The sequence below is a fragment of the Deinococcus peraridilitoris DSM 19664 genome (assembly GCF_000317835.1).
In the GTDB taxonomy this organism is placed as follows: Bacteria; Deinococcota; Deinococci; order Deinococcales; family Deinococcaceae; genus Deinococcus_A; species Deinococcus_A peraridilitoris.
Genome location: NC_019790.1, coordinates 46,446 through 68,611 on the forward strand (window position 1 = coordinate 46,446; position 22,166 = coordinate 68,611).

Consider the following 22,166-nt stretch of genomic DNA (forward strand, 5'->3'; position numbering starts at 1 on the left):
ACTGTTTTGCTGGTTTACTGGGTTTTGTTGACTTTTTAATGTGTTTGAAGTATAGTAAGTGATATAGGAGACACCTCCACACCCGTCCCCTACACAAAGGAGCCAAGATGACCGCACCCGCAGCACAACTCACCACCCTGCCCCAACTCCGCCTCACCCACCCCACCGAAACCACCCCATCGGACGTAACGCTGGTTCCCTGGTCCAGCCTGCGCCGCAGTGAATACAACCCTCGCAAGACCTTCGACGACAAAACTCTCTTTGAACTCGCCACCGACATTCACCACAAAGGCATCCTGCAAAACCTCGTCGTCCGACCCCACCCCACCGAAGACGGCGCTTTTGAGATCGCCGCAGGTGAGCGCCGTTACCGCGCCGTAGGGCTGCTGGTCGATGGCCTGGAACTCGTGGACGAGAACGGCGGCGAAAGTACCGTCCTGAAAGTCGGCGCGGACTACCTGATGCCCGTGAAAGTGCAGCCCCTGACGGACCTGCAACTGCTGGAGATCGCCACCACCGAGAACCTCCAGCGTGACCAGATGAGTCCACTGGACGAAGCAGACGCCTTTGCGCGTCTGTACGCCCTGGACATGCAGCCCGACGAGATTGCGACGCGCTTCGGGTACAGCCTTCGTACCGTCGAGCAACGCCTGATTCTTGCCAAAGGGCTTGGGAAGGATGGCCGCAAGCTCCTCAGCAACGGCACCATTTCTCTTGCTCAGGCGCAGGTGCTGTCCCAGACCAGCGGCAAACTCAAGCAGCACTTACTCAATCTCGTCCGGGACAATCCGGCCCATTACACCGCCGACCAGCTCCGCAAGCTCACCACTCAGGGAAGACTCTTGGTCGAGAATGCCATGTTCGATGTGGCCGCATCAGGGCTGAGTGTGATTGAAGATCTGTGGGGCGTCACGCCTTCGTACTTCAAGGACAGCGAAAAAGCCCTGGCACTCCAGGCCGCAGCCATCGAGGAACTGGCGGAAAGCGAACGCGCTTCCCTGGACTGGGCTTTTGTAGACGTACTCCCGACAGAGGGCTATATCACCAGCCTGCCGTGGCAGCAGTACCGCCACTATGGACCCGACAGCATGAAGGGCCTGGTGCTCTGCTACCACACCCACACCGGGGAACTCAAACGCCACGAAGGTGTCATCCGTGAAGCAGAAGCGAAGGCGGCAGAGCGGAACGCTGAAGCCGAACGACGCACCAAAGACCGAGCCGAAAGCGGCCCCAAGGAAACACCGATCAGGGATGACGCGCACTACATCGGCCACGTCTCCCGCGCCCGCGCTCTGTGGGGTCAGCTGGCACAGGACCATAAGCGCTGCCTCGTACTGACCATCCAGGCGTTTTTCGAACATAGCCACGAGATCACCCTGCGAGCCACTCACGCGCCGAAAATTGGTGACCTGCTGCCTGAAATCGACGCGATGGTGAAGCGCTGGACTGTGGAACGTCCTGATCTGTTCAAGAGCTACGTGCCGTGCAGCATGATCGTGGAGAAGCGCGGCAATGACCTGCACGACGCCCTGATGGGACTGGAACTCGATCAGCTGCTGGAACTGCTGGCCTTCCACACGCATGACCAGTTGCACCACTGGGGAAACGTCCGCACCCGCCCTGGTCGTCTCGCTAACCATGTCGCTCAGGCCATTGAAGCGGACAAGCGACTGACCTGTGAATGGCAGGTGACTGCGCCTTACCTGAACGCCCATACCACCGCGCAGCTGAGTGCGTTGATCGCCACGATGCCAGAGGAATTGCGTCCCTCTATCGCCCCAGGCAGTACGAAGAAGGAAAGCGTTGCTCGCATCCTTGAGAAAGCTGCTGCCCTTCAGCAAGCCGGGTGGGTGCCTGACCTCGTGCAGTTCAAAGCCTGACCTATCAGCCAGGGCCGTTCACGCGCCCCCACTCATTCCTCGCGTCGAGGTGCGCCATGACCATGACAGAAGCATCCATGACCTTTCAGGAGAAGCTGGACCGTTACGCCACCCTGCGAGACACCATTCAAGGGCTGGAGGCCGAAAAGGACGAGCTTGGCAAGCAGATCAAGCTGGAACTGGAAGCAGGAGAATACGCGGAAACGGAACTGTACCGGCCTGTGGTGAGGGTTTCGCGGGTGGTGTCGTATCCGCTGGAGCGGTTCCGGGAAGTGTTTGGGGATGCGGCTGCGCTGGAAGTGGCGAGCATTGACCGGAAGCGGGTGGAGGAGCTGGCGAAGGCAGGGGATCTGGACGCGGAGCAGCTGAAGGGCATGGCTCAGGTGCAGGTGCGAAAGAGTCTGGTTCTGGAGCCTCGTTGAATTCTTGCCCTGGAGGCCAGTGCTGATGTGGCCTGGCCTTCGTTCTGGACGGTGTTTTCTTGACTTCTTAGTATATTTCCGATATACTAAGGGATAGGAGGAAGCCAATGACACATGCAGCCCCCACCCGCTTCCAGCACAATAGACCCATCAGTCACACGCCACACGACCTCCTGCGAACCGCCCAGCACTACGTCGAAGCTGGCCTGAGCATCATCCCCGTAGGCGTGAACGGCAACTACGCCAAGCAGCCACACTACGAGGCCCTCAAGAAAACCGATCACTGCTACTGGGATGACGGCCGCCGCAAATGGGTGGCCACCTGGATGGCCTTCCGCGAACGACTGCCCACCCAAAGCGAACTGCACGACTGGTTCATCACCCATGGAGCACAGGGCATGGCGATGGTCACCGGGGAGATCTCCGGACTCGTTGCGCTGGACTTCGACAAAGGAGCCGGGGTGAAGGCGATGCACCGCCTGGGCATCGAGCCACACGTTCGCAGCGCAAGCGGTGGGTATCACGCCTACGTCCGGCATCCCGGCTGGCCGGTAGCCACCACCAACAGCAACAGCAAGCAGAGCCTGCCTGCAGGCGTGGACGTGCGGGGCGACGGTGGCCTGGTCGTGCTGCCGCCCACCGTGACAGACGTGGGCCGGTACGAGCGGCTCTCCACCAAGAAGCTGGTGAACCGGCTGGCCATTCCAGAGGTTGTGGAGCTGGCCGGGCAGACGTACCGCCTGCGTGAGCTGCTGGGCCTGGAGCGCGCGCCGGAGGTAACGCAGGATGAACCTCGTGTGGCTGCGCGTGCCCCGATCTTCAGTGATCCCAGCCAGGAGGATGCGGAGCGCGTGCGGGTGGATTACCTGGTGCTGGTCGAGCGTGCCTTGAGCCTGACCGGGAGCCGTGGCCGGAATGACGCGGGTTTCTGGCTGGCCTGTCAGTTGCGGGATAACGGTTTTGCGCTGAGTGAAGCGCTGGAGGTCGGTCCGTACTGGCTGTCGTTGCTGCCTATGACGAATACCAAGGGGGAGCGGGAGGCGTATGTGCTGGCGCATTTCGAGGCTTCGGTGCGGAGTGCTTTTCGGCGGGTTCCGGTGGGGCGGGGTTCGACGCCGTGGGTGAAGGGCTTTGGGCGCTGATGGGCGATTTTCTTGATTTTTTAGTATGTTAAAAATATAGTAAGTAATATAGGAAGTACCATCCACACCGGCTTCCTACACGAAAGGAGCGAACACCATGACCCTCACCCCAGCGCAGCGCGGCCAACGAGGCGGACAACGCAGCGTCAAGCGACACGGCCACATCCACATGGAAAGCATCGGACGCCAAGGCTTCCACACCACCGTGGAACGCGACTACGCCGCAGACGTCCGGGCCTACATGGCCGCCCTCCGCAAACGCCAGGGAAATGGAGTGCAACTCCAGAACGACCCGCGCCTGCTCTGCCCGGTCGCAGCAGCGTGAATGACGAATGGGCGGCCAAAAGCCGCCCATCGCTGAAACACCCCGCACCTGGTTTCCACACCCGCAAGGCGCTCACTAGGAAGTTGAAAAAGGAGCGATCCAAACCAACTTCCGTCCTCTTAACCTAGCATGCGTCAACGCCGCTGGAAAGGACTCAAACCCGATGATGCGCGTCCCCAGCACCCTGTCTTCAGGGCCACCGCCAAACTTTGCCAAACTCAAGTTTCTGCATACTAAGGGCATGCCCCACAAGTCCGGTATCCTGCCCGAAGTTCTCAAGTCATACCCTGCGCTTGACAAGCTCACCTGGCTGTACGTCCGTGACCACCCTGGAACCCTCCACGTGCAGGACATGGCCGACCACTACGGCCACCACTTCCAGACCATGGCCGCCAGCTTACGGCTGCTCAAACAGAACGGCCTGGTCATCGAAACGAAGGAGAAAACCTTCTCGCCGGGCGAAGGCCGCGATGCAGGCGCGTACCGCGTGGCGACCGACGAGGAACTGGCGCACGCCAAACCCTACGACGCCACCATGAAAGCGCGAGGCAAGAATGCCGCTGCGATGGCGAACCGGGGCACCTCCAGCTCAGAAGGTACAGCCAGGCCGGACCGACGAAAGAAGGGAAGCAGTGATGGATGACCACGAAACGTAGCACTCCAACTACGCATTCACGTCCGACGCTGATCCGTTCTAGGCGCTGCTGAAGCGAAGCGGGTACTCTTCCGAAGAAGCCCAGGCGCTCACTGCAGCAATACGCCGCTCAAATCACACCGCATCGCCCGGCACCACTTATGGCCACCAGCAACCCGAAGACCTCGCGCACATCTGGTACAGCGCGCGGCAAGCGGGCAGCCAGAAGATCGTGCTCGAAGTCGAAGTTGAAGCCCAGCGGCAAGACGAGGACGACGGGCACATCAACGTCCGGGTCCTCGATGTGAAGAACTGGCCCGAAGTCCGCCTGGACGGCAATCCTGTCCTCGAAGACGCGGTTAAACAAGGCGCTCTGGACCTGAGCACCTGGACTCAAACCAGTGCCAGGAAGCACCTGAGCGACCTCGCGCCCGCCTTCCAGATTCCAGAGTTCCCTGCTGAATCTGGAGCAACACCTGAACAGTGAAATCACTGAGCGGCGCAAGGAACTGGCACGTGAACTGGGCAACCCAGACTCCTGGGAAGAAACGGTCAAGGACCTGTGCCGTGAAGGGCCACGCTGGCAGGAAGCGCCGGCCGGTGACCAGCCCAGCAAGGAGCTGAACTGATGCGCGGCGAGCCCTTCCGGATCTCAGGTGGTGCGCGGTCCCACCTGCCTGAGCATCACGTGACGCTGCTGGAGCGGTGGGTGAACAAAGGCTGACGGTCCATCGAGCCGAGTCAGCTCAGTGGGTTTCATTTTGCGTTGCTGACGGGCGCTTACCCTACAGCGGCCGCACGGGCGGACTCTGGTGCCCTCGCGGTGCTCGGCGAGCTGCTGCGGGTGATGCAAGCGGAGTTCCCTGCGGGGGTGTTGCGCAGGTGCAGCGCTGGGCTGGTCTGCAGTGTGATGAGGAAGGGTTGGTTCAGCCGGAGACCCGAGAGGAGCGCATTGTGCGGCTGGCCGCTGAGCTGCTGGAGCCTGCCCCGACATGGTTCTTGTTTGGCAGTACTGTCACTTTTGCGAAGCGTGCTCGCCTCCTGAGGGAACTCTACAGAGTGATTGACGAAGGCTCGCGCACTGGTGGGGCGCAGCTTGGCCCGTACTTCTGAGGGTGAGAGTCCGCAGGAAGAGGCTGTATTTCTGAGTTGAGGAATTGACGTTGCGAGCGAGTGGCAGCGGGTTGAGTTGAAGAATCAAGTTTCGGTAAACCAGTAAACCGGTATACGGTGTCGCTGGGTTTTTATTGACTTCTTTGTATGTTAAAAGTATACTAAGTGCGTAGGTGAAGTACCTTCCACACCCACTTCTCCTACAGCAAAGGAGCGACAGATGACCCAGCTTCGCAGACAACCCAAACCCGGCCTCATCTACCAGCACGGCGAAGGAGAAGGCTTCACCCGCCTCACCCTCAACGCCAACCTCACCATCACCATCGAACAAGGCAGCACCACGCGCACCCTCGAAGTTGCCAGCCTCAAAGACATCCTCCCCACCTGGGCACAGCGCTGCTACCAAGCCACCCGCGGCGAACTCACCGGCCTCAAGCTTGGCGAAGTCGGCAAACGTATGGCGCGCAAATACGCCGAGAAAACCGGAGCCCTCGGCGCACCCCGCGCCGCGAAGATGCATCACCAGCTCCAGAAGCTCGGTATTCCCGCCCGCGCTCACTACGAACTGTGCAGCCAAGTGCTCGGACGCCCCGTCCTGAGCCTCGCCACCCTCACCGAAGACGAAGCCCGCCGCGCCTGGTACTACGCCCGCCACGAGTACACCAGCCGCAACAGGGCCTGAGTCACAGCACGCCCTGCCTCAATCCCAGAGGCAGGGCACCCGGAGAGGAGCGCCACATGCCCAGAAGCAAAGCGCTGCAGATGTACGTCATCCGCACGGCTGGTCAGCAAGTCGCCACTATCCACGCCCGCAACCATCAGCAGGCGTATAGACTTGCTGCTCAACGAAGTTGACCGTCAATGCGATCGAGTCCTACGGAACAAGCCCCTACCAGCTTCCTTTCGTGGAGCAGAAGAGTGCATGACCGCCATTGCCCCCGCCGTGAACGCCTCCGCGATCCAGCTGGGCAGGACGGGGGAACGACGCCGAGTCGCCTCAAGCCGACTCCGACCGTCCCGCCATGGAGTAAGGAGTGGTGCTCGCTTCGCTTGTGCTGTATTTTTGTTTTCCTCTACCGCAGCGTAGCCACGTGCTCGCTGCAGTCAAGGGAAATCGCCTTAACTTCCGCTGCGCGCGTCGCTTCGCTTTGCTCAGCGGCGGCCGCCGGGAAATGTAGGGGAAGGGCTGTAAAGATTTGAAGGCTCTCGGCGTGTTGAGCCCCACCGGGAGGGATGTTTCGGCTGTGAGTCGAGCCCGAGGGGCGCCGCTTCGCGCGCGTTTAATTTTGCTGGTTTACCGTTTTACCGTCTTACTGGCTTTTCTTGACATCTTAGTGTGTTAAAACTATAATAAGTGGCGTAGGGAGCACCATCCACACCCGCTCCCTACGCAAAGGAGCGCGATGCACTACTTCCAGAACGCCCAGAACGCCGACCAGCTCAAAACCGAATATCGTCAGCTCTGCAAGACCTACCACCCCGACAAAGGCGGCACCACCGAACAGATGCAGGCGATCAATGCCGCTTACGAAAAGCTCATGGCGCAATTCCTGAGCGGCAAAAGCGTCGATGAATACGGCAAAGGCAAGTTCTACAAGAGCCGCGAGGAAGAAGCCGAAGTAGAAGCCCGCGTACAGGAAGCCATCCAGAAAGTCGCGCACCTGGACGGTATTGAGCTGGAAATCATCGGCGCATGGGTCTGGGCCAGCGGCGACACCAAAACCCACAAGGACGCGCTCAAAGAAGCCGGGTACTGGTGGATGCACAAGCGGGGCATGTGGGCCTTCAAAGGCAAGGCCAGCAGCGGGCGCGGTGAGCTGACGCTTGAAGAAATGCGCGAGCGTCACGGGTCCGAGCGAGTCCATACCCGCACCCGTTCCCTGTACGCCTGAAATCCCACTGAGCCGCTTCAGGGCGGCCCACCCCAAGGAGCGCCATGAGCAAGCACTTTTTTCGCGCCAAGGTGCCTGGCTGGCCGCCGCTAGAAGTGGATGCAGGCTGGGACCGGCCCCAGCAGCACTTTTACCTGAACGTCACCGCGCCCGGCCCGCCTGAGGAGGAGGACACGTCTACATCAGCATGTACGACCTGCAAATCCTGAAGTACGAGCGCGGGTATCTGTTCGGGGGTCTGAGCCTGGAGGAACTGCGCGCCCGCTTCGAGGAGCTGCGCATCACGCCGCCCGCTGGGCTGCTGGATGCCCTGGCCGACGACCAGCGCCTCAACGCCGGGAACGAAAGGCGGACGTGGTGACGCACTACCCTAAGACCCGTGAGGAGTACAAAGCCGCGATTCTTGAGCAGGTGACACGCCTGATGGGGCATGTGCTGGCCGACGATCCCGGCGAGCATAGCCAGGCCGAGTACATTGCAAAACAGATCCACTACGATGTGCGCGAACTGTTCAATAAAGAGCGCTGGAAGCCGACCCCCATACTGGATGGAATCCGCGCCCGTGTGCCCCTGAACGAGCGTGTCACGCTGCTGATTCACCGGCATGACGAGCGGAACGGGCGCACCTTCGAGCAGGGGATCATCACCGCCATTCACAGCGCGCAAAGTCACCGCGACGGAGCAGCGTTTGACTTCGTGCCCCGAGGCTGCCGAAAGCCACGCCGGTACTACTATCACGCCAATCAGGGCAGCTGCCTGAAGGTGTTCAGGGGCTATGTGAGCGAGGAAGCAGCGGCGACAGTCACGCCGCTGCTGGAGTTCGCCCCGCTGCCGTTCATCCAGTACAGGCGGGCAGAGGAGGATGCAGCATGATGCACAGCGGAGATGAATTTTACGGTGACGAGGTCACCAGCGGCCCGGACCTCGAAGGCCTACACGGGCTGGACTGGAACGAAGCGGCCGACTACACGCACGAGTTTGGTTCCTCCCCGAGACATGCTCGGGGAGGCCTTCGAGGCGCTTGTGCCCCGGAGGAACGACACAGGGCACGCCCGGAACACCACCGGGCTCCCAGGGGAGGAAAGCGGCCGGTGGTGTGCCGGCCGCTTTCCTCCCCTGGGCCTCAGACGGAGTAAGCCCGCAACGTTGGTCAGCACCAACACCAGCCACGCCCCCAGGACGTGGAACACCCACCGTGCATACAGGGTCTCACCGACCCTGTACGACCCCTGCAGTCACCCCCACACCTCACCAGCTGCCCGGCCAGGCACGCACAGCGGAACATCCATGAAGCATTGAGGGCTTCCCGCCCTCAAACTCCCTGAAGGCCAATTCCACCTATTCCCCGAGTCCACTGATAGGAACTAGGAACAAGGACACGCTACGCGTGCAGTTCATGACCGCTGCCCGCCTCCGCGAGGCAGCGGGTCTCGCCTCTGACGCGAGACGAAGCACCAGCGGCAGCCAGGAGCGATTGCGGGCGGTCGAGGTGATGGTCGGCTGAGCTGCTGAGCGTTGCTCGCTGCCCCCTTATGGTCGCGCGCTGGTATGGCGGTGGCGTCACAGACACTTGCCGACGTACTTGCTGCGCCGGTCCATCAGGGGGAGGCAGCAGCGGGCACCTGCCTGCTGAAATCCACACGGCAACGCGAGAAGGCGGGCAACGCTCAGGCATCAGCAAGGCCAAAACGATCGACGTCAAGGCGCAGTAAGAAACGCGAGAAGGCGGGAACGGCAAGGCCCCCGGAACACCACCAGGGGCATGGATAGGGAGGCCCCCCAAAAGTGCGGAACATCACCGCACTTTTGGCCCCTCCTCCCTCCACGCCAACCCTCCCCCCGGCAGCGGGGACAGGTGTGGCGCGAGGCGGCTCAGTAACACACCTTTAGCGTCCCCCGCTGCCCCCGGAATACCTGAGGATTAACCAGCAAGATCACCATGAATATATACATTCCAAATGCCTGAAAATTTTGCCGCAATCCACCGCTTCGGCCCAAGCAACGGCCCTCAAATCGCAACCCGGATTCGACGCATTTCATACCATGAACCTGATGACAACCCCCACCCAGCCAAAAATTTTCATCTCCTACAGCTGGACCTCTGAAGAACACGCAGAACGCGTGCGTGACCTGGCCGATCGACTTCTCGCCAGCGGCATCGACGTACTCCTTGACCAATACGACCTCAAGGAAGGCCAAGACAAATACCACTTTATGGAACGCTCCGTTTCCGACAAGACCGTCACCAAGGTCGTGATGATATGCGACCAGCGATACGCGGAACGGGCTGATGAACGCGCAGGTGGAGTCGGCCACGAAAGCACCATCATCTCCCCCCAGGTGTACAACCAGTCCACCGATAAAGAAAGCAAATTCGTCCCCGTCATCTTCCAGAACGATGACCAAGGGAACCCCCTCAGTACCCCACATCTTGAGCTGAGTGCTGTATTGGAGCGGGAAAAGGTTGCATGACGAGGCTCAGGAGGATGGTTCGATCACTCGTTCCCCAGCGCAAAGCGGCAGCAAGGCGTTCCAAGCCGTACTTGACGAGACTCACCGCCCGGCGTCCGTGCTTTTTGCGCTTGATGGGCCGCTGCTCGTGGCACCATGTACCGATCCGCAAGCACCAAGCCATCGCCAGCGTCACTACGCCGACCAGCCGCTCCAACCGAGCGGGTTTGGTCATCGCACTCGCCTCAAGGTCGAACCCCCTCGATTTCTGCGCGCTGAAGGTGCTTTCTACCGACCACCTCAAGTGGTACACGCCTCTGGTCTCGTCGATTTTCAGGTCGGTGGCCAGGGCGAGCAGTTCACCCTCGGGCGTGCGCGTCACCACCAGTTGCATGACCTGACCGTAGATATTGGCTTTCTCCAGCAGGCCGACCACCTGTCCCGGCTCGACGTACGCCCATCCCTCATCGAGCCGCAAATCATCCACGCGGCTGTCGCCTCGAATGCGCAAACAGCGTTTCACACCCCGACGCCTGAGAAAGGCAAACCACTCCCGCCCCACGAACTCTCGATCAGCGACCAGAACGCGCCATTGCTTCGCAGGCAGCACCTTCAGCAGTCGAGCGACCAGACGCTCGCGTGTCCTGGTGTCGCTGCTGCCCCCATGGGGCAGGGCCGTCCACACCAGCGGTAATGTGAAGCCTTCAAGCACCACGCCGAGCACAAGGACGTTCAAGTCGGCTTCGCCGTACTCCCAGTTCGTACGGTCCATCGTCATGACGAGCTTGTCATCAGGGAGGAGCGGCAAGAGCAGCTTCAAAAAAACGTCCTGATCGAGCTGAGGGTCGTGTAGGCAGCGCTCGACGCGGCGCAGCTTGACTGAACTGCTGGCGTGTCCGGGCAGATGAAGTGCGAGCCGAGCGTGCTTGGTCGAACGCGCTTGGATCAGAGCGGTGACGACGTCGGCGAGGCGTTGCAGGGTGTCTCGGCGCAGAAAGGGCAAATGGTGTTTGAACACCTCGCCGAGCTTGGTAGGATCAGTCAGAGCGGCTTCTTGGAGCGACACACTCCCTTGATGCCGCTCTTTTTGCGTTTATGCCGCGATCAAATCGCCCTTCTGGACGTTACCCACTCCGAGTTGTGGGGTACTGAGGTCGTGAACAATCAGAAGCTCCACAACGTGCCCGATGTTCGTTCCGGCTGGAGCGTACTCGGCGAGTGTCAGGGCCGCCAGAGCGAGATGCCAGGAATGCTCTGCGGTATTTTCTGGTCGACTGGCGTTATGAAGCAAGGTTGTGCGCAAAACCGTTTTCAACGTGTCGCAGGCCAGCAAGAAATCGATTTGTCCATCCAGGCGTTTCATGTCCGAGTGTACAGCCCTGCATACCGTCGGTCACTTTTGTCCGGATTTCAATTACAGTGCGGCCGATTCATAATTCGGGGACGTATTGCTCGCCTTGGTACCCGACAGTTTTGAGTGCAAGGTTCTCAGGAGCGAGTGAGGCATAAAGAAACGCGTCCCAGCCTGCCTTCGATGCCTTCCAATCCCGCCTGCGGGCATACTTCCCCGCTTACCGCAAGAACCAGCTCGACCTGCTCGTCCTGATACTCTTCGCCCTGATCACCGCGCAGGACACCCGGCATGCCAAGCTCGCCACGCGTTTCCCCGGCCAAGCCAAAACCTCCTCGGTGATCCGGCGGATTGAACGGTTCTTCCAGCAGCACCCGCTGTGCCCACTCGATGTTGCCCGCTTCGTCCTCCAAGCCCTCCCGGACGGCAAGCGCATCTTCATTCTCGACCGAACGAACTGGAAACTTGGGATGCAGGACGTCAACCTGCTGGTGCTCGCCGTTCGCTGGCGCGGCGTCGCGATCCCACTCTTGTGGGAGACGCTCGACCATGGTGGAAGCAGCAACCAGAGCATCCGCGCGGAGTTGCTCAGGCAGGCACTCGAACTCCTGAAACCCCACCAGATTCGCTTGTTGATCGCTGACCGTGAATTCATCGGTGCAGACTGGTTGGCGTTCCTGACCGGGCACCGCGTGCCGTTCTGCTTGCGCATCCGAGCAGATACCAACGTCGATGGTTTGCCGGCGTGCGAGTGGTTGCCTGACCTGAAGGCGCACGAGCGCGGGGTGATTGCGCACGAGGTGGAGGTGATGGGTACCTTCGTGAACGTCGCCGTGGCCGTGAGCGCTGAGGGTGAGCGGGTGGTGGTGATCGGGACGTTACGAGCCGAGCGGCTGCTGGACTGCTATGCCGCAAGGTGGGCAGTGGAGTCACTTTTTGCTTCGATGAAGTCCAGGGGTTTCCGGCTGGAATCGTCGCACATGACGCGGGCGGCGCACGTGTCACGGCTGATCGGGTTGCTGACGTTGGCATTGGTGTGGTGTGCGTTGCTGGGCGCCGGGGAGGCACGGCGGGTGCTGGTCCATGGCCGCGCGGCGGTGGGGATGCTGGCAGCTGGCTGGTCGAGGTTGATACGGGCGTTCACGCGGGCCGTGTGGGGCGAGGCTGCCACGCTCCTGGAGCTGGTGGACCAGCTTTTCTCACCGGCTGGCACTTGAAGTCACAAAACTGTCGGGTACCAAGCTGCTACTGATATTCGCTTCGCAACATCCTTAAAATGCTTTGCATCCTTCATGCATTCCCTAAGCCTGCTTCTCGCGCGCGGCGGATCACCTCGTTGCGGTCCACAGCGTGAAGCTTGCCGAGAATGCTGGACATATAGTTAGCCACAGTTTTCCCACTCAACGAGAGGCTACGAGCAATCTCGGCATTCGAGGCTCCACCTACAATCAGGTGCAGCATCTCGCGTTCACGACCTGTGAGCTCAGGAAAGAGCTCCTGAGGAACGGCAGGATGACCACCCGAGAAAAAGTCAAGAAGCTGCAGTGCCACCCCAGCACTAAAAATCGCTTCTCCACGCCCTACAGCCCGGATGGCCCGCAGCAAGTCATCCTTGTCGGCGTCCTTCAAAACGTACCCGCGCGCGCCCGCGCGCATCGCCGCAAAGACCGATGCGGAATCTTCAAACATCGTGACGATCAACACCCGAACCTTTGGGCATTGGTGTTGAATCTGGCGAGTCGCTTCGATGCCATTCAATCCGGGCATTTTAATATCCATCAACACAACATCAGGCTGTAATGTCGTGGTCATGCGTACCGCTTCATCTCCGCTTGCCGCTTCACCCAAAACCTCAACGTCCGGCAGTGTACGCAGCAGCAACTGCATGCCGTCGCGAAAAAGGGGATGATCATCAGCGATCAGGACTCCTATAACACTCATAGAGACTGGCTTTCCTTCCTTGCACCTTGGTGCCGCGCTAGGGGAAACACGGCGCTCACCCGCGTACCCGCTGGTTCGCGGCGTGTGATGTCGTATGTTCCACCCAGCTCCGTTGTCCGTTCCCACATCGAACGAAGTCCCACGCCAGGTCGACGCTCAGCAGGCAGACCGACGCCATCATCGAGCACGATGAGATGGACTTCCTTCTTTATCGCGTCGTAGCAGAGATGAATCTCGCAACTGCTGGCCTGAGCATGACGGGAGACGTTCATCAGGGCCTCCTGTACAATCCGGTACACGGCAACCTCAACTGCGGCGGGTAAATTAGGAAGATCGTTCGAAAATGCAACCTTTACAGCCAGGGGCTGTTCGGTCATTCCAGCAGTATCAGCGCTGAATTTCGCCGCGTGTTCACGAATCGCGCCCGTCAAGCCAAACTCGTCTAATGTCGGGGGGCGCAGGTCATACACCAGTCTTCTCACATCCGCTACTGTCAAGCGGATCGACGAGCGCAACTTCTCGGCGGCGACAGTCGCCGCCTTAGGGTCTGTATGAATCAACTCCTTCACCGCTGCGGCGGTAAGGGCGAGTGCTGCGAGTGAAGGTGCGAGGTCATCATGGAGATCGCGACGTAATCGCCGGCGTTCTTCCTCCCGGGCGAGAATAAGTTTTTCGCGCGCTTGTTGCAATTCACGCATGAGTCGTACCCCATGCACCGCGACCCCAGCGTGTTGTGCGAGGTGTTCGAGTAAACCTCGTTCGGATGCACTCCACTCCTCTCGAGGTGCACGTGGTGCGACCAGCAACTGTCCAACTTGGACGCCTTGGTAAACCAAAGGAAGCACAAGGGGATGGGGAACGATGGTTCCCTCTGCTGCTGCAATGATGTAATCCCCATCCGATTCTAACGTGACGGCAACGAAAGGAAGTTTCAGTGCTTCCTTGACACTGAGTGCAACCGTAGGCAAGACCGCATCGGGGGCGATGGTCGCTTTCAGACGCTCACCGAGTCGAGCGAGGACTTCGTATGGTTCATCGCGTTGGCCATAGAGCACTCGCCCGACGGCCTGTTGTAGCCAGGCGCGCAACGGTTGAAATATCACTGCAATGACGCCAGTGGCGATCAAGGAAACCATAAAATCACTTGCGGCGCGAAACAGTGCCCCTAGGTAACCGACGATCAATACGTACAGAGCGACAATCAGTCCAGTAAGGCTGGCATACACCAGCGTCCGATGAATGATTATATCGATGTCGTACAGACGGTAGCGTAAAATAGCGAACATCGTCGCAATGGGGAGCAATGGCAGCGCAATTGCATGCAGAACTCCCGTAAGAAAGGTTGCCTGCGTGAAGTCCGGGTAGTTGATGATCACCGGAACCAAAAACAGGGTGACAGTCACGAAGGTGGCGAACGCGAACCATTTAAATTGCAGACGTTCAACACCTTGTGCCCTCATAAATCGTAGAAATGTACCTACAATACCTCCGACGAAACTCAGTGACACAAGAATCAAGCCGGCAACATTGAGTGAGTGGAAAATATCACGTCCGGCATCTAAAACAAAAGGGTTTTGAACTTCCGGTAGGGTTTCCTCCGGTAAGCCGGGGGTGAAGGCAAGCGAGATACTGAGCAAAATTGTACCGAGCGTGGCCAAGCAAACGAAGGGGCGCCAGTTTCGGGACGGCAAGCGACCATTCGGGAAGAAAACAGGTAAGAAAATCATGGTGAGTGCCATGGTGGGTACCCACACCCAGAACGTCAACCAAGCGATGAATTCGCCAAACGGTAAGGTCCCTGGTTGAGTCACGAAGGTATAACGGGTGTACTGTACCAGCCAGGTGTTCAGGCCATGCCCCGTCCCCAAGGCACTAAAAAACCAACCGATGATGTTGCTCGGTTGTCGCACCCCGATCACGAGGCCGACCGTTGCAAACGCGAGTGTGGCAATCATTTCTGAAGGAACGAACTCAACGAACAGTCGGGAGAGCGTCAAGGAATTTAGTGCCGCCAGAACCAAACCAAAGAGAGCTTGTACGACCGAGGCGCTCCACACCGCCCAGAAAAGCCAGCGCGGGTGACTTCCTTGGCGCAACGGATCACGAGTGTTCGTCTTCAATGAGCTGGTGACAGAGTTGAAGGTTTTCATGGGCCCCTTGGCTCTTGAGTTGGCATGCTTGTGCAACAACATTTTAGACGTCAGGGCTAATGTAAGAGCACGAGAGCGCGCGGTACAGCATTCCCGCGCGCTCCTCTCGTACCTTGTGAGCTGTCGGCTATCAAGCCTGCATTTCTGCTTTTTCAGAGGGATTGCGCTTGTCCTTTCAGCAGCGCCATACAGAGGGCGATCAACCACATGTGGAACAACACTGTTCCCAGTGCGAGGACCGGGAACATCTCCGAGACGAAGAGTGTAGCCGAACCAGTCAAACTGACGATGGCGAGCAGGAAACCCAGTATCGGCAGCCAGCGGGGCAGGCTACCTTCGCTTCGGAAGGCCAGCGACGTAGCGAGCAGAAGCACGACGCGAGGAAGTGCGCCGAGCGCCAGCAGGTATGGCGGCAATGCATCCATGGCCACGACCGTGGCCATATCTCCACTATTCCTGGCAATATCAATCGAAATTGAATTGAGGACGGCGCCGAGAGGCCAGAGCATAGCCATTGCAGTGCCAGCAGTGATGATGATGATGGCGAGAACCGCGTTCCGCGGGGCGATACGCAGTACTGCGCTGTACAGACCCCCCAGGAAAAACAGAAAGATCGGCGCGGGCAGGGTCAGGAGGAAGTTCGTGAACCTGAGAAGCTCACCATGCTGCAAGTACCCCGCCCGCTGATTCGCTACTGGTGCTTCGTGGGAAATGAAGAGTGGAAGGACGTAGATGGCGACGAAAACCATCAAAGCAATTTGCAGAAGGCTGAATCCAATGCCACTGAGGAGCGCCCATCGCTCCCAGTTGAGGGAGTGCCGGTTCTGGAAATCTTGAGGTGCGGTGGTGGGTGTATGCATTGACCTCTCCTTTGCCAGTCGGGATCTCGTGCTGGCTATGCGATGGCCGCAAGACAGTGTCCGACCGACTTGCGAGAAGAGTAGGAGGTTGGAATTCCCGAGGAGTAGAGCATGTTTCCCAAATTTCCGGGAAAGGGGCTGGGAACCTCGACTGACATGTTGCAGTTTGAGGAAAGGTTGTCTGGAACGGCATTCCGGCCCCATGTTGGGGTGTGAACCCGAAAGACGCGCGTTCCAGACGACTGTATTCTGACATCCTCACCACCTTCGACCGCAAGCAGCACCGCGACACCTTCCGCGTCCTCCTGGACCTCTTCCTCGAAGCGAAAGGCCGCCCCCTCCCCACCCAGGCCACCGTCAAATCACCCTCCGCACTCAGCCGCGTCTTGGGCAGAACGGACGCCCCCCTGGACGCCTGCCCGCTTCCTCAACCACTACGGCTGGAACACCCGCGCCCTCGCGCGCGCCCTACGACAGCACGCCCAACACGTCCTGCTCGACTTCTGGCGCTCAGCACCGCACCAGCGTCCCCGACTCGACCTACTGATCAACCTCACCAGCCTTGAAAAAGCCGGCGACTTCCCCCTCTTGGGTGACTGGATGCACGTGTACAACGGCGTCCACGGTGTTCACCTCGTCGTCCTGTACCTGTGCTGCGGGCCCCTCAAGCTCCCCTGGGCCGTTCAGGTCTGGCGCGGCAAAGGCACACCCTCATCGCCCCTGCTCGCCCTGAAGCTCCTTCGTACCGTCCCCGCATCCCTGTTGCGGAGCGGCAGGCGACCGTGCGTTCACGCCGACGGCGGGTTCGAGTGCGCCGCGTTCATCCATGGCGTCCTCGACCTTGGTCTTGATGTCGTCGTCGGTGTGCGGTGCACGCGGGCGCTGCTGGATGGACGGCGCGTCAAGGACGTGTCCGTGCGGGGTGACCGGGTACGACTTCGGGGTTACGCGCCCTGATGACCGTCTCGTGGGTGTGGCTGTACCGCAATGCCGTGCCGGAGCAGCGGTTCGTGATGACCAACCGCGTGCTGGGTGGCGTTCACCTGGCGCGAATTGGGAAGCGCAGGTGGAAGATCGAAGCGTTCTTCAAGACGATCAAGGGCCGCTTCGGGCTGGAGCGCTTCGCGCAGTCGCGCAAACAGGGCGCGTTCTGCTTCTGGTGCCTTTCAACGCTCGCGTTCTTGCTGTGCCATCTTGCCGATCTCGATCTGCCGTCGAACGTGCCGGGCGCATGGCCGGACTGGGGTGAACGGGCGTTGGGCGTGCGTCTCACGCTGCTGGCTGACGTGCGGCGTGCTGCACTGCTGCTTGAACTCGCGCGGCTCGATGCTGTGCAAAACGCTCTTCTTGCCGCTTCACCCTGAACTGCAAATACTGTGTTGGCTTCGGGTCGTCAAGGTGAAGCAGCGGTTACAACCGCTGCTTCACCTTGACGACCCTCGCCCTGAAGAAAATGACGGCCAGTCTTCAGTACGGCAAAGGAGACGCGGAGCAACTTGCGAGCGAGCGCGATCAACGCGACCTTCTTCGGCTTCCCGGCGGCGACCAGCCTTCGATAGAAGTCCCCCAACGGATTCTGCAAGCGTGAGGTAGTCACAGCGGACAAGTACATTGCCCGTCGCAACCTGGAGTTCCCAATTTTCGAGATGCGGCACTTCCCGACCATCGCGCCGGACTGACGAGGCACGGGGGAAAGACCGGCATACGCAGCCCATTGCTGCGAGGAATCCATGGTGCTGAGGTGTTTGGTTTCGCTCAGCATGATCGCGGCAGTCAACGGTCCAATACCAGGCACGGTGCACAGCAACTCCACCTGCGTGTGAAACTCGTCCTGGACGGCAAGGGTGCCCTTGATGGCCTGATTCACTTGGCTCAACTGCTCTTCGAGCAGCGCCAGGCGCGCTTCGCATAGGGCGACGACCAGTTGGTCGGCTTGACGCCGATGGTCGAGCGCGTGATGCCGGCCTTTTTCAAGAGTGATCAGCTCGACAACCGCATCCCGTTCGTGCAGCAAGTCCCGCAGCGTTTCTGTTTCCTCAGTCGGGGGGCTCCAGGGAGCGGGTTTCATGGTGGCGCCGTACCGGGCGATGAGTTCGGCGTCCATCTTGTCGGTCTTGCCGCGCCTGAGGGTGCTTTTGGCGAAGAACTTGATCTGAGCGGCGTTCACGACGCATACGGTGAAGCCAGCAGTGTGGAGGTGCGTGGCGATGCGCTCCCAGTACACTCCTGTGGCTTCCATCACCACGGTGGTGTCACTGCTGTGGAGTGACTGGCGTTGCAGCCACCGGAACAGTTGCTGATGGCCGAGGAGGGTGTTTGGGAAGATACGAACCCGGTCTACAGGGACGAAGGACCCGTCGACTGGGACACGGAGCAGGCGAGCGTACAGGTCGCTTTTGCCAACGTCGATACCGAGGACAAACATCCGTTTCCTCCTGCATGGGAGAAGTGGTCACTTGCCCGGTTCGGTCGGCGGGATTTTGTGTGCAGGCTCTTGGGCCTTGAAACTGTTGCGCCTGATCGAAGGGTCTCAAGCCCGGCCGGTATTTGCACCACGACCTTGATGGTCAAACTCCTGAGCAGGCTCGTGGGCTTGAGGGGGTGTGACAGACCAAGCTTCCCACGGCTCGGCCCAACACACAAACTCCTGAGTGAGACGGTGCTCGGCCGGCCCCTGCAACCTGGTGAAATGATGCATCAGGGGGATGGCGACGAGGCAAAGTGTTCCCGGCGCAATCTGAAAGTCTGCGTGAATCAGCGGCAGCAGGTAGCATCCGGCGATCGAGCAGTTCGAGCGACGTGTGAAGCGTGGCCAGTCGCCTGTGTTCACAGTAGAAGAAAGCTGGCGCTGGCGAAGCCTGACAGCGTTGTTTTTTCCGCTCTGCAACGATGAATTCTTGTATAATGGGTGAGATTGAAGGGGGTTCGTATGACGGTCATCACCAGCCAGGAACGAGAAGCACGCCGCCGCGCTGACGAGCAAGCCAAACACGAACTCCGCCTTGAAGGCCTGAAAGTCTCCCCGACGGACGAGCACCTGTTTGAGCAGTATGTCGAAGGAGAGCTGACGACCGCACAGGTCCGTGCGGCGCTGGACGCTAAGTACAAGAAGAAGTAAGCGTGAACGACCCGTACCTGCAGGAGAACGGGACCCTCAAGAACCACCTGGGCATTACGGATGCTCAGGAGTTGAGTTTCGTGGAAGCGGCGTATACGCGGACACGGCAAATCGAGCTGGCTGAGGGTTCAGGACCACACGGGCAGTTCGATCTGCAGCACCTGAAGGCGATCCACCACCACCTGTTTCAGGACGTGTACGCTTTTTCGGGGAAGTTGCGGGGTGAACTGACCACGATTGATGCGAGTCGTTCACGCTGCATGGCTACCTGCACAAGGGTGATACGACCTTCGCGCATACCGCGCAGATCGAGCCGTACCTGAACAGCGTCTTTCAGCAGCTCGCGCAGGAAAACCACCTGCGTGCCACCACCAGGGATGAGTTCACGCGCAGAGCAGCGGACCTGCTGGCGGACATGAACGCGGCCCATCCTTTCCGAGAGGGGAACGGCAGAACGCAGCGGGCGTTCATCACGCAACTCGCGGAGCACGTCGGGCATACCGTGGATTTCTCTGTCATCTCGCAGGAGCGCATGATCCAGGTGAGCATCGCCGCAATGAGCGGGGATAACGAACCGATGCGGCGCATGACGCTGGAAGTCACCAGCCCGGATAAGGTGCGGATGCTGCAGAGCGCCATTCGGAGCCTGGAGCACGCACAGGTCAACTGGAACGAGATGTACGTCGCCACGGCGAGTCGCGGACGGCAGTATAGCGGCCATGTCACGCTGAAAAGTGCGGAGACGGTGCTCGTCGAGGATTCGGGCCGGGTAATCGTGGCACGCACGAGGGATGCCGGGAACGTACTGCAGGGGCAGCACGTGACGTTCACTGCAGGCGGCGGTCTGTCACGCGGCATGGAGATGTAGGGCTATCACGAACTCAGCGCTCATCACGAACACGTCCTGGTGCCGGACGAACTGCCAGAAGCCCATCTCCGCGTGGTCCTCCCTCAAGCGAGCGGGAACCGTGAGGTCGTAGACGGGCACTCGCTCTCCCTCCCTGACGAACAGCACCTGCGTCACCGGCACGACGAGTACTCCCTGCTCCCACCGGGAATCCTGGACCGCTGTGCTACGTGACCACCCTGGGTACGTTCTCCCCGACGCTCGCGATGACGCAGCGCACCTCACCTGGCGCACGGTTGGTGAGGTTAAAGGCGTCGAACAACGCCGCGCGACCACGCAAATCCTCGATGTCAGCCAGAAGGCGCGCTGGGCAGAAGATAGGGTCCTCTCGTGGTGTCTGCGGTTCGAACACTCTCGACGAGCCGGTTGGCACGTTCTCGCGATTCAGCATGTCATGGGTGTTATGGTGACACCAGCATGGCGCGCAGCAAACTGCCTTCGGCAATCGAGATGGCCGCATTCGTCGCGTCATGGTGGCGTGCGTATGGGCGCGATGAAGATACCTTGCGTGCTTTGGACCGTGGGGATGTCACACCCCTGCGCATCGACGGCCTTGCCCTGGACGCGGCCGTTAAGACGCACTACCGAGCTTGGCAATTGATCGAGTTGGCCCGTGATAAAGCCGAGCCCCTCACACCGGAATCCGTTCAGGTCATCCTTCAGGCAGATGGCGACCGTGCTGAGACCGATACCCTCTGGCGCCAGCGCGTACTGTTCGTACAGCCCCTGGCGCGGCACTACCGATTTCCGCCCCGCACCAGCAAAATCCTCCTGGAGGCGGCTGCGCTCGTCGGCTTGGTGAACGCCCCGCGAGAACTGTTGCCCGAAGGGCGTGACGCCCCACCTGCAGTGCAACTCGTCCTCGCCAATACTCCCGGTCAAGAGATTGATCGCGCCACCCGCGGGCCACAATCCTGGAATGCAGAAGCGCTCGTGTACGAGCACGGCGGCATGCTGATCAAGTACGGCGACGACGGCGTGCCTATTGATGTGGCGCGCGCCGAACTTTCCGAAATGGATTCACGCACCTCGGATGTATGGCGCCTCCTCGTCGCGAAAACCCTGGAGAGCGGACTCGACGACGACCTTGTATCGATTACCGTGCAACCTGGTGAGTTGGCCCTTGCCATGGGTTTCAAAAAGCATCACAAGGGTGGAATGCGCGCCGAGGATCTCGTCAAGTGCGCGGAAGCCATGACGCGCCTCGAACGCCTGTGGCTGCGTGTCACCGTGGACGTCACCGGCACGGGCGTGACGCATCCGGACCTGCCCGGAGAGCACATCGCCGCACTCGAAACCGAAACCAAGGTCATCCACGTCATCCGTCGCGGCACCGCGCGCACTGTGAACGGTCAGCGCATCCCGCGCTACTGGCAAGTCGCACTGGGCAGCTGGGCAAAAGTGTGGCCGCGGTCGTTCGCGCCGCTGTTCCGCAGCTTGGTCGAACTTCCTGCCAACAACGCTGTTGCCGTGTGGTCAAAACAAGTAGGCGCGGAACTGGCATTCTTGTGGGGCTTGCGGGCGCGGTCAGGCGAAGCGCAACGTGTCACGATCAGCGAGTTATTGGGAAATGCCATGCTGCTGCACGAGGTGGAGAGACTGCGTGGCCGCGGAGAGCTTGGTGTGGCGGTAGAGCGGTTTGGCAAAACGATGGACCAGCTCCGCGAGAAGGGAGTGCACGCAGGGTGGGCATATGACCCGGTCAGCTTTGAGCGCATGGCGGTGGCGGAGCGAACACGGCGGTACTTTCAGGCGTGGATGGACGCGGTGTTGGTGATTCATCCACCCGAAGCGGTGCTGCGTGCGCTGGCGGAACGTGTCCTGACTCCCCCCACCTGGGACGTGTAGAGCGTGCATTTATTGGTCAACGTGAGCCGCGCACGGCACCTGTCGCGCTGTTGGGAAAGTGACCTACAGATGCCTCAATTCACGTTTTGACGGGTCTTCAGCGGGACCGCCTGGTTTCTGCCCTGCAAATGA

At 60.1% G+C, this 22,166-nt stretch carries 25 protein-coding genes and 1 pseudogene; 18 read left to right on the forward strand and 8 right to left on the reverse strand.

Features of this window, described 5'->3' with window-relative positions; genetic code table 11:
* Positions 1–107: 107 nt before the first annotated feature.
* The 11 genes from DEIPE_RS21655 to DEIPE_RS21705 all read left to right on the forward strand — a co-directional run bounded on the left by DEIPE_RS21655 (position 108) and on the right by DEIPE_RS21705 (position 9,880).
* The gene (locus DEIPE_RS21655; protein WP_015231665.1) at positions 108–1,880 is read left to right on the forward strand and encodes a ParB/RepB/Spo0J family partition protein; all 1,773 of its coding nucleotides are present in this window, start codon (positions 108–110) and stop codon (positions 1,878–1,880) included.
* Positions 1,881–1,936: 56 nt separating this feature from the next.
* Entirely contained in the window at positions 1,937–2,302 is a 366-nt protein-coding gene (locus tag DEIPE_RS21660) for a hypothetical protein (RefSeq protein WP_015231666.1), read from the forward strand.
* Positions 2,303–2,409: 107 nt separating this feature from the next.
* A complete protein-coding gene (locus DEIPE_RS21665) occupies positions 2,410–3,444 on the forward strand; it encodes a bifunctional DNA primase/polymerase (protein ID WP_015231667.1) in 1,035 nt (344 codons plus the stop codon).
* Positions 3,445–3,541: 97 nt separating this feature from the next.
* Positions 3,542–3,769 carry a hypothetical protein gene (locus DEIPE_RS21670; protein ID WP_015231668.1) on the forward strand — a complete coding sequence of 76 codons (228 nt, stop codon included), beginning with the start codon at positions 3,542–3,544 and terminating at the stop codon, positions 3,767–3,769.
* Between the two features lie 241 nt (positions 3,770–4,010).
* The gene (locus DEIPE_RS21675; protein ID WP_157449180.1) at positions 4,011–4,412 is read left to right on the forward strand and encodes a hypothetical protein; all 402 of its coding nucleotides are present in this window, start codon (positions 4,011–4,013) and stop codon (positions 4,410–4,412) included.
* A gap of 223 nt (positions 4,413–4,635) precedes the next feature.
* Positions 4,636–4,890 carry a hypothetical protein gene (locus tag DEIPE_RS24400; protein ID WP_157449181.1) on the forward strand — a complete coding sequence of 85 codons (255 nt, stop codon included), beginning with the start codon at positions 4,636–4,638 and terminating at the stop codon, positions 4,888–4,890.
* Between the two features lie 846 nt (positions 4,891–5,736).
* Positions 5,737–6,198, forward strand: coding sequence for a hypothetical protein (locus tag DEIPE_RS21690; RefSeq protein ID WP_015231672.1), 462 nt, complete (start codon positions 5,737–5,739; stop codon positions 6,196–6,198).
* A 721-nt stretch (positions 6,199–6,919) separates the two neighbouring features.
* Entirely contained in the window at positions 6,920–7,408 is a 489-nt protein-coding gene (locus tag DEIPE_RS21695) for a DnaJ domain-containing protein (protein ID WP_015231673.1), read from the forward strand.
* Positions 7,409–7,595: 187 nt separating this feature from the next.
* The gene (locus tag DEIPE_RS24405; RefSeq protein WP_015231675.1) at positions 7,596–7,769 is read left to right on the forward strand and encodes a hypothetical protein; all 174 of its coding nucleotides are present in this window, start codon (positions 7,596–7,598) and stop codon (positions 7,767–7,769) included.
* Positions 7,766–8,281 carry a hypothetical protein gene (locus tag DEIPE_RS21700; RefSeq protein ID WP_015231676.1) on the forward strand — a complete coding sequence of 172 codons (516 nt, stop codon included), beginning with the start codon at positions 7,766–7,768 and terminating at the stop codon, positions 8,279–8,281. The genes DEIPE_RS24405 and DEIPE_RS21700 overlap by 4 nt, the downstream gene beginning before the upstream one ends.
* A gap of 1,179 nt (positions 8,282–9,460) precedes the next feature.
* The gene (locus DEIPE_RS21705; RefSeq protein ID WP_041232003.1) at positions 9,461–9,880 is read left to right on the forward strand and encodes an SEFIR domain-containing protein; all 420 of its coding nucleotides are present in this window, start codon (positions 9,461–9,463) and stop codon (positions 9,878–9,880) included.
* Here DEIPE_RS21705 and DEIPE_RS21710 read toward each other — a convergent pair.
* From DEIPE_RS21710 to DEIPE_RS25220, 3 genes are all read right to left on the reverse strand, one after another.
* Complete coding sequence (locus DEIPE_RS21710; RefSeq protein ID WP_015231360.1) at positions 9,825–10,925, reverse strand: IS4 family transposase; 1,101 nt, start codon at positions 10,923–10,925, stop codon at positions 9,825–9,827. The two genes, DEIPE_RS21705 and DEIPE_RS21710, sit on opposite strands and share 56 nt — an antisense overlap.
* A 27-nt stretch (positions 10,926–10,952) precedes the next feature.
* A complete protein-coding gene (locus tag DEIPE_RS21715) occupies positions 10,953–11,222 on the reverse strand; it encodes an HD domain-containing protein (RefSeq protein WP_015231679.1) in 270 nt (89 codons plus the stop codon).
* Positions 11,223–11,347: 125 nt separating this feature from the next.
* Entirely contained in the window at positions 11,348–11,623 is a 276-nt protein-coding gene (locus DEIPE_RS25220) for a hypothetical protein (protein ID WP_245557655.1), read from the reverse strand.
* Between DEIPE_RS25220 and DEIPE_RS21725 the strand changes: the two genes are divergently transcribed.
* Positions 11,549–12,427 carry an IS4 family transposase gene (locus DEIPE_RS21725; protein WP_015234669.1) on the forward strand — a complete coding sequence of 293 codons (879 nt, stop codon included), beginning with the start codon at positions 11,549–11,551 and terminating at the stop codon, positions 12,425–12,427. The genes DEIPE_RS25220 and DEIPE_RS21725 overlap by 75 nt on opposite strands.
* Before the next feature lie 73 nt (positions 12,428–12,500).
* On the opposite strand, the gene DEIPE_RS21730 is transcribed toward DEIPE_RS21725, so the two are convergent.
* From DEIPE_RS21730 to DEIPE_RS21740, 3 genes are all read right to left on the reverse strand, one after another.
* The gene (locus tag DEIPE_RS21730; protein ID WP_015231681.1) at positions 12,501–13,151 is read right to left on the reverse strand and encodes a response regulator transcription factor; all 651 of its coding nucleotides are present in this window, start codon (positions 13,149–13,151) and stop codon (positions 12,501–12,503) included.
* The gene (locus DEIPE_RS21735; protein ID WP_015231682.1) at positions 13,148–15,301 is read right to left on the reverse strand and encodes a sensor histidine kinase; all 2,154 of its coding nucleotides are present in this window, start codon (positions 15,299–15,301) and stop codon (positions 13,148–13,150) included. The genes DEIPE_RS21730 and DEIPE_RS21735 overlap by 4 nt, the downstream gene beginning before the upstream one ends.
* Positions 15,302–15,453: 152 nt before the next feature.
* A complete protein-coding gene (locus DEIPE_RS21740) occupies positions 15,454–16,161 on the reverse strand; it encodes a hypothetical protein (protein ID WP_015231683.1) in 708 nt (235 codons plus the stop codon).
* Between the two features lie 600 nt (positions 16,162–16,761).
* Between DEIPE_RS21740 and DEIPE_RS21745 the strand changes: the two genes are divergently transcribed.
* Entirely contained in the window at positions 16,762–17,118 is a 357-nt protein-coding gene (locus DEIPE_RS21745) for a hypothetical protein (RefSeq protein ID WP_052326888.1), read from the forward strand.
* A complete protein-coding gene (locus tag DEIPE_RS21750; RefSeq protein ID WP_052326889.1) occupies positions 17,118–17,525 on the forward strand; it encodes a transposase in 408 nt (135 codons plus the stop codon). Before DEIPE_RS21745 ends, DEIPE_RS21750 begins: the two co-directional genes overlap by 1 nt.
* Positions 17,526–17,554: 29 nt before the next feature.
* On the opposite strand, the gene DEIPE_RS21755 is transcribed toward DEIPE_RS21750, so the two are convergent.
* Positions 17,555–18,586, reverse strand: coding sequence for an IS110 family RNA-guided transposase (locus tag DEIPE_RS21755; RefSeq protein WP_015231685.1), 1,032 nt, complete (start codon positions 18,584–18,586; stop codon positions 17,555–17,557).
* Positions 18,587–19,090: 504 nt separating this feature from the next.
* Between DEIPE_RS21755 and DEIPE_RS21760 the strand changes: the two genes are divergently transcribed.
* From DEIPE_RS21760 to DEIPE_RS25230, 3 genes and pseudogenes are all read left to right on the forward strand, one after another.
* Positions 19,091–19,279, forward strand: a complete 189-nt coding sequence (locus tag DEIPE_RS21760) for an antitoxin VbhA family protein (protein WP_015231686.1) — start codon at positions 19,091–19,093, stop codon at positions 19,277–19,279.
* Positions 19,280–19,598: 319 nt separating this feature from the next.
* A pseudogene (locus DEIPE_RS25700) lies at positions 19,599–19,700 on the forward strand (hypothetical protein); the annotation flags it as partial.
* A gap of 111 nt (positions 19,701–19,811) precedes the next feature.
* The gene (locus DEIPE_RS25230) at positions 19,812–20,147 is read left to right on the forward strand and encodes a hypothetical protein (protein WP_245557691.1); all 336 of its coding nucleotides are present in this window, start codon (positions 19,812–19,814) and stop codon (positions 20,145–20,147) included.
* A 205-nt stretch (positions 20,148–20,352) separates the two neighbouring features.
* Here DEIPE_RS25230 and DEIPE_RS21775 read toward each other — a convergent pair whose 3' ends face one another.
* A complete protein-coding gene (locus DEIPE_RS21775) occupies positions 20,353–20,577 on the reverse strand; it encodes a hypothetical protein (protein ID WP_015231688.1) in 225 nt (74 codons plus the stop codon).
* A gap of 26 nt (positions 20,578–20,603) precedes the next feature.
* Here DEIPE_RS21775 and DEIPE_RS21780 point away from each other — a divergent pair, with 26 nt between their 5' ends.
* Entirely contained in the window at positions 20,604–22,034 is a 1,431-nt protein-coding gene (locus DEIPE_RS21780; protein WP_015231689.1) for a hypothetical protein, read from the forward strand.
* Positions 22,035–22,166: the final 132 nt, after the last annotated feature.

Excerpts from the sequence above, each read along its gene's own strand:
- DEIPE_RS21780 (WP_015231689.1), top strand. The coding sequence starts at position 20,604 with ATGGCGCGCAGCAAACTGCCTTCGGCAATCGAGATGGCCGCATTCGTC.
- DEIPE_RS21715 (WP_015231679.1), bottom strand. The coding sequence starts at position 11,222 with ATGAAACGCCTGGATGGACAAATCGATTTCTTGCTGGCCTGCGACACG.
- DEIPE_RS21730 (WP_015231681.1), bottom strand. The coding sequence starts at position 13,151 with ATGAGTGTTATAGGAGTCCTGATCGCTGATGATCATCCCCTTTTTCGC.
- DEIPE_RS21705 (WP_041232003.1), top strand. The coding sequence starts at position 9,461 with ATGACAACCCCCACCCAGCCAAAAATTTTCATCTCCTACAGCTGGACC.
- DEIPE_RS21690 (WP_015231672.1), top strand. The coding sequence starts at position 5,737 with ATGACCCAGCTTCGCAGACAACCCAAACCCGGCCTCATCTACCAGCAC.
- DEIPE_RS21655 (WP_015231665.1), top strand. The coding sequence starts at position 108 with ATGACCGCACCCGCAGCACAACTCACCACCCTGCCCCAACTCCGCCTC.
- DEIPE_RS21745 (WP_052326888.1), top strand. The coding sequence starts at position 16,762 with ATGCACGTGTACAACGGCGTCCACGGTGTTCACCTCGTCGTCCTGTAC.
- DEIPE_RS21760 (WP_015231686.1), top strand. The coding sequence starts at position 19,091 with ATGACGGTCATCACCAGCCAGGAACGAGAAGCACGCCGCCGCGCTGAC.
- DEIPE_RS25230 (WP_245557691.1), top strand. The coding sequence starts at position 19,812 with ATGATCCAGGTGAGCATCGCCGCAATGAGCGGGGATAACGAACCGATG.
- DEIPE_RS21775 (WP_015231688.1), bottom strand. The coding sequence starts at position 20,577 with ATGCTGAATCGCGAGAACGTGCCAACCGGCTCGTCGAGAGTGTTCGAA.
- DEIPE_RS21755 (WP_015231685.1), bottom strand. The coding sequence starts at position 18,586 with ATGTTTGTCCTCGGTATCGACGTTGGCAAAAGCGACCTGTACGCTCGC.
- DEIPE_RS21670 (WP_015231668.1), top strand. The coding sequence starts at position 3,542 with ATGACCCTCACCCCAGCGCAGCGCGGCCAACGAGGCGGACAACGCAGC.
- DEIPE_RS24405 (WP_015231675.1), top strand. The coding sequence starts at position 7,596 with ATGTACGACCTGCAAATCCTGAAGTACGAGCGCGGGTATCTGTTCGGG.
- DEIPE_RS21665 (WP_015231667.1), top strand. The coding sequence starts at position 2,410 with ATGACACATGCAGCCCCCACCCGCTTCCAGCACAATAGACCCATCAGT.
- DEIPE_RS21675 (WP_157449180.1), top strand. The coding sequence starts at position 4,011 with ATGCCCCACAAGTCCGGTATCCTGCCCGAAGTTCTCAAGTCATACCCT.
- DEIPE_RS21660 (WP_015231666.1), top strand. The coding sequence starts at position 1,937 with ATGACCATGACAGAAGCATCCATGACCTTTCAGGAGAAGCTGGACCGT.
- DEIPE_RS21750 (WP_052326889.1), top strand. The coding sequence starts at position 17,118 with ATGACCGTCTCGTGGGTGTGGCTGTACCGCAATGCCGTGCCGGAGCAG.
- DEIPE_RS21740 (WP_015231683.1), bottom strand. The coding sequence starts at position 16,161 with ATGCATACACCCACCACCGCACCTCAAGATTTCCAGAACCGGCACTCC.
- DEIPE_RS21735 (WP_015231682.1), bottom strand. The coding sequence starts at position 15,301 with ATGAAAACCTTCAACTCTGTCACCAGCTCATTGAAGACGAACACTCGT.
- DEIPE_RS21695 (WP_015231673.1), top strand. The coding sequence starts at position 6,920 with ATGCACTACTTCCAGAACGCCCAGAACGCCGACCAGCTCAAAACCGAA.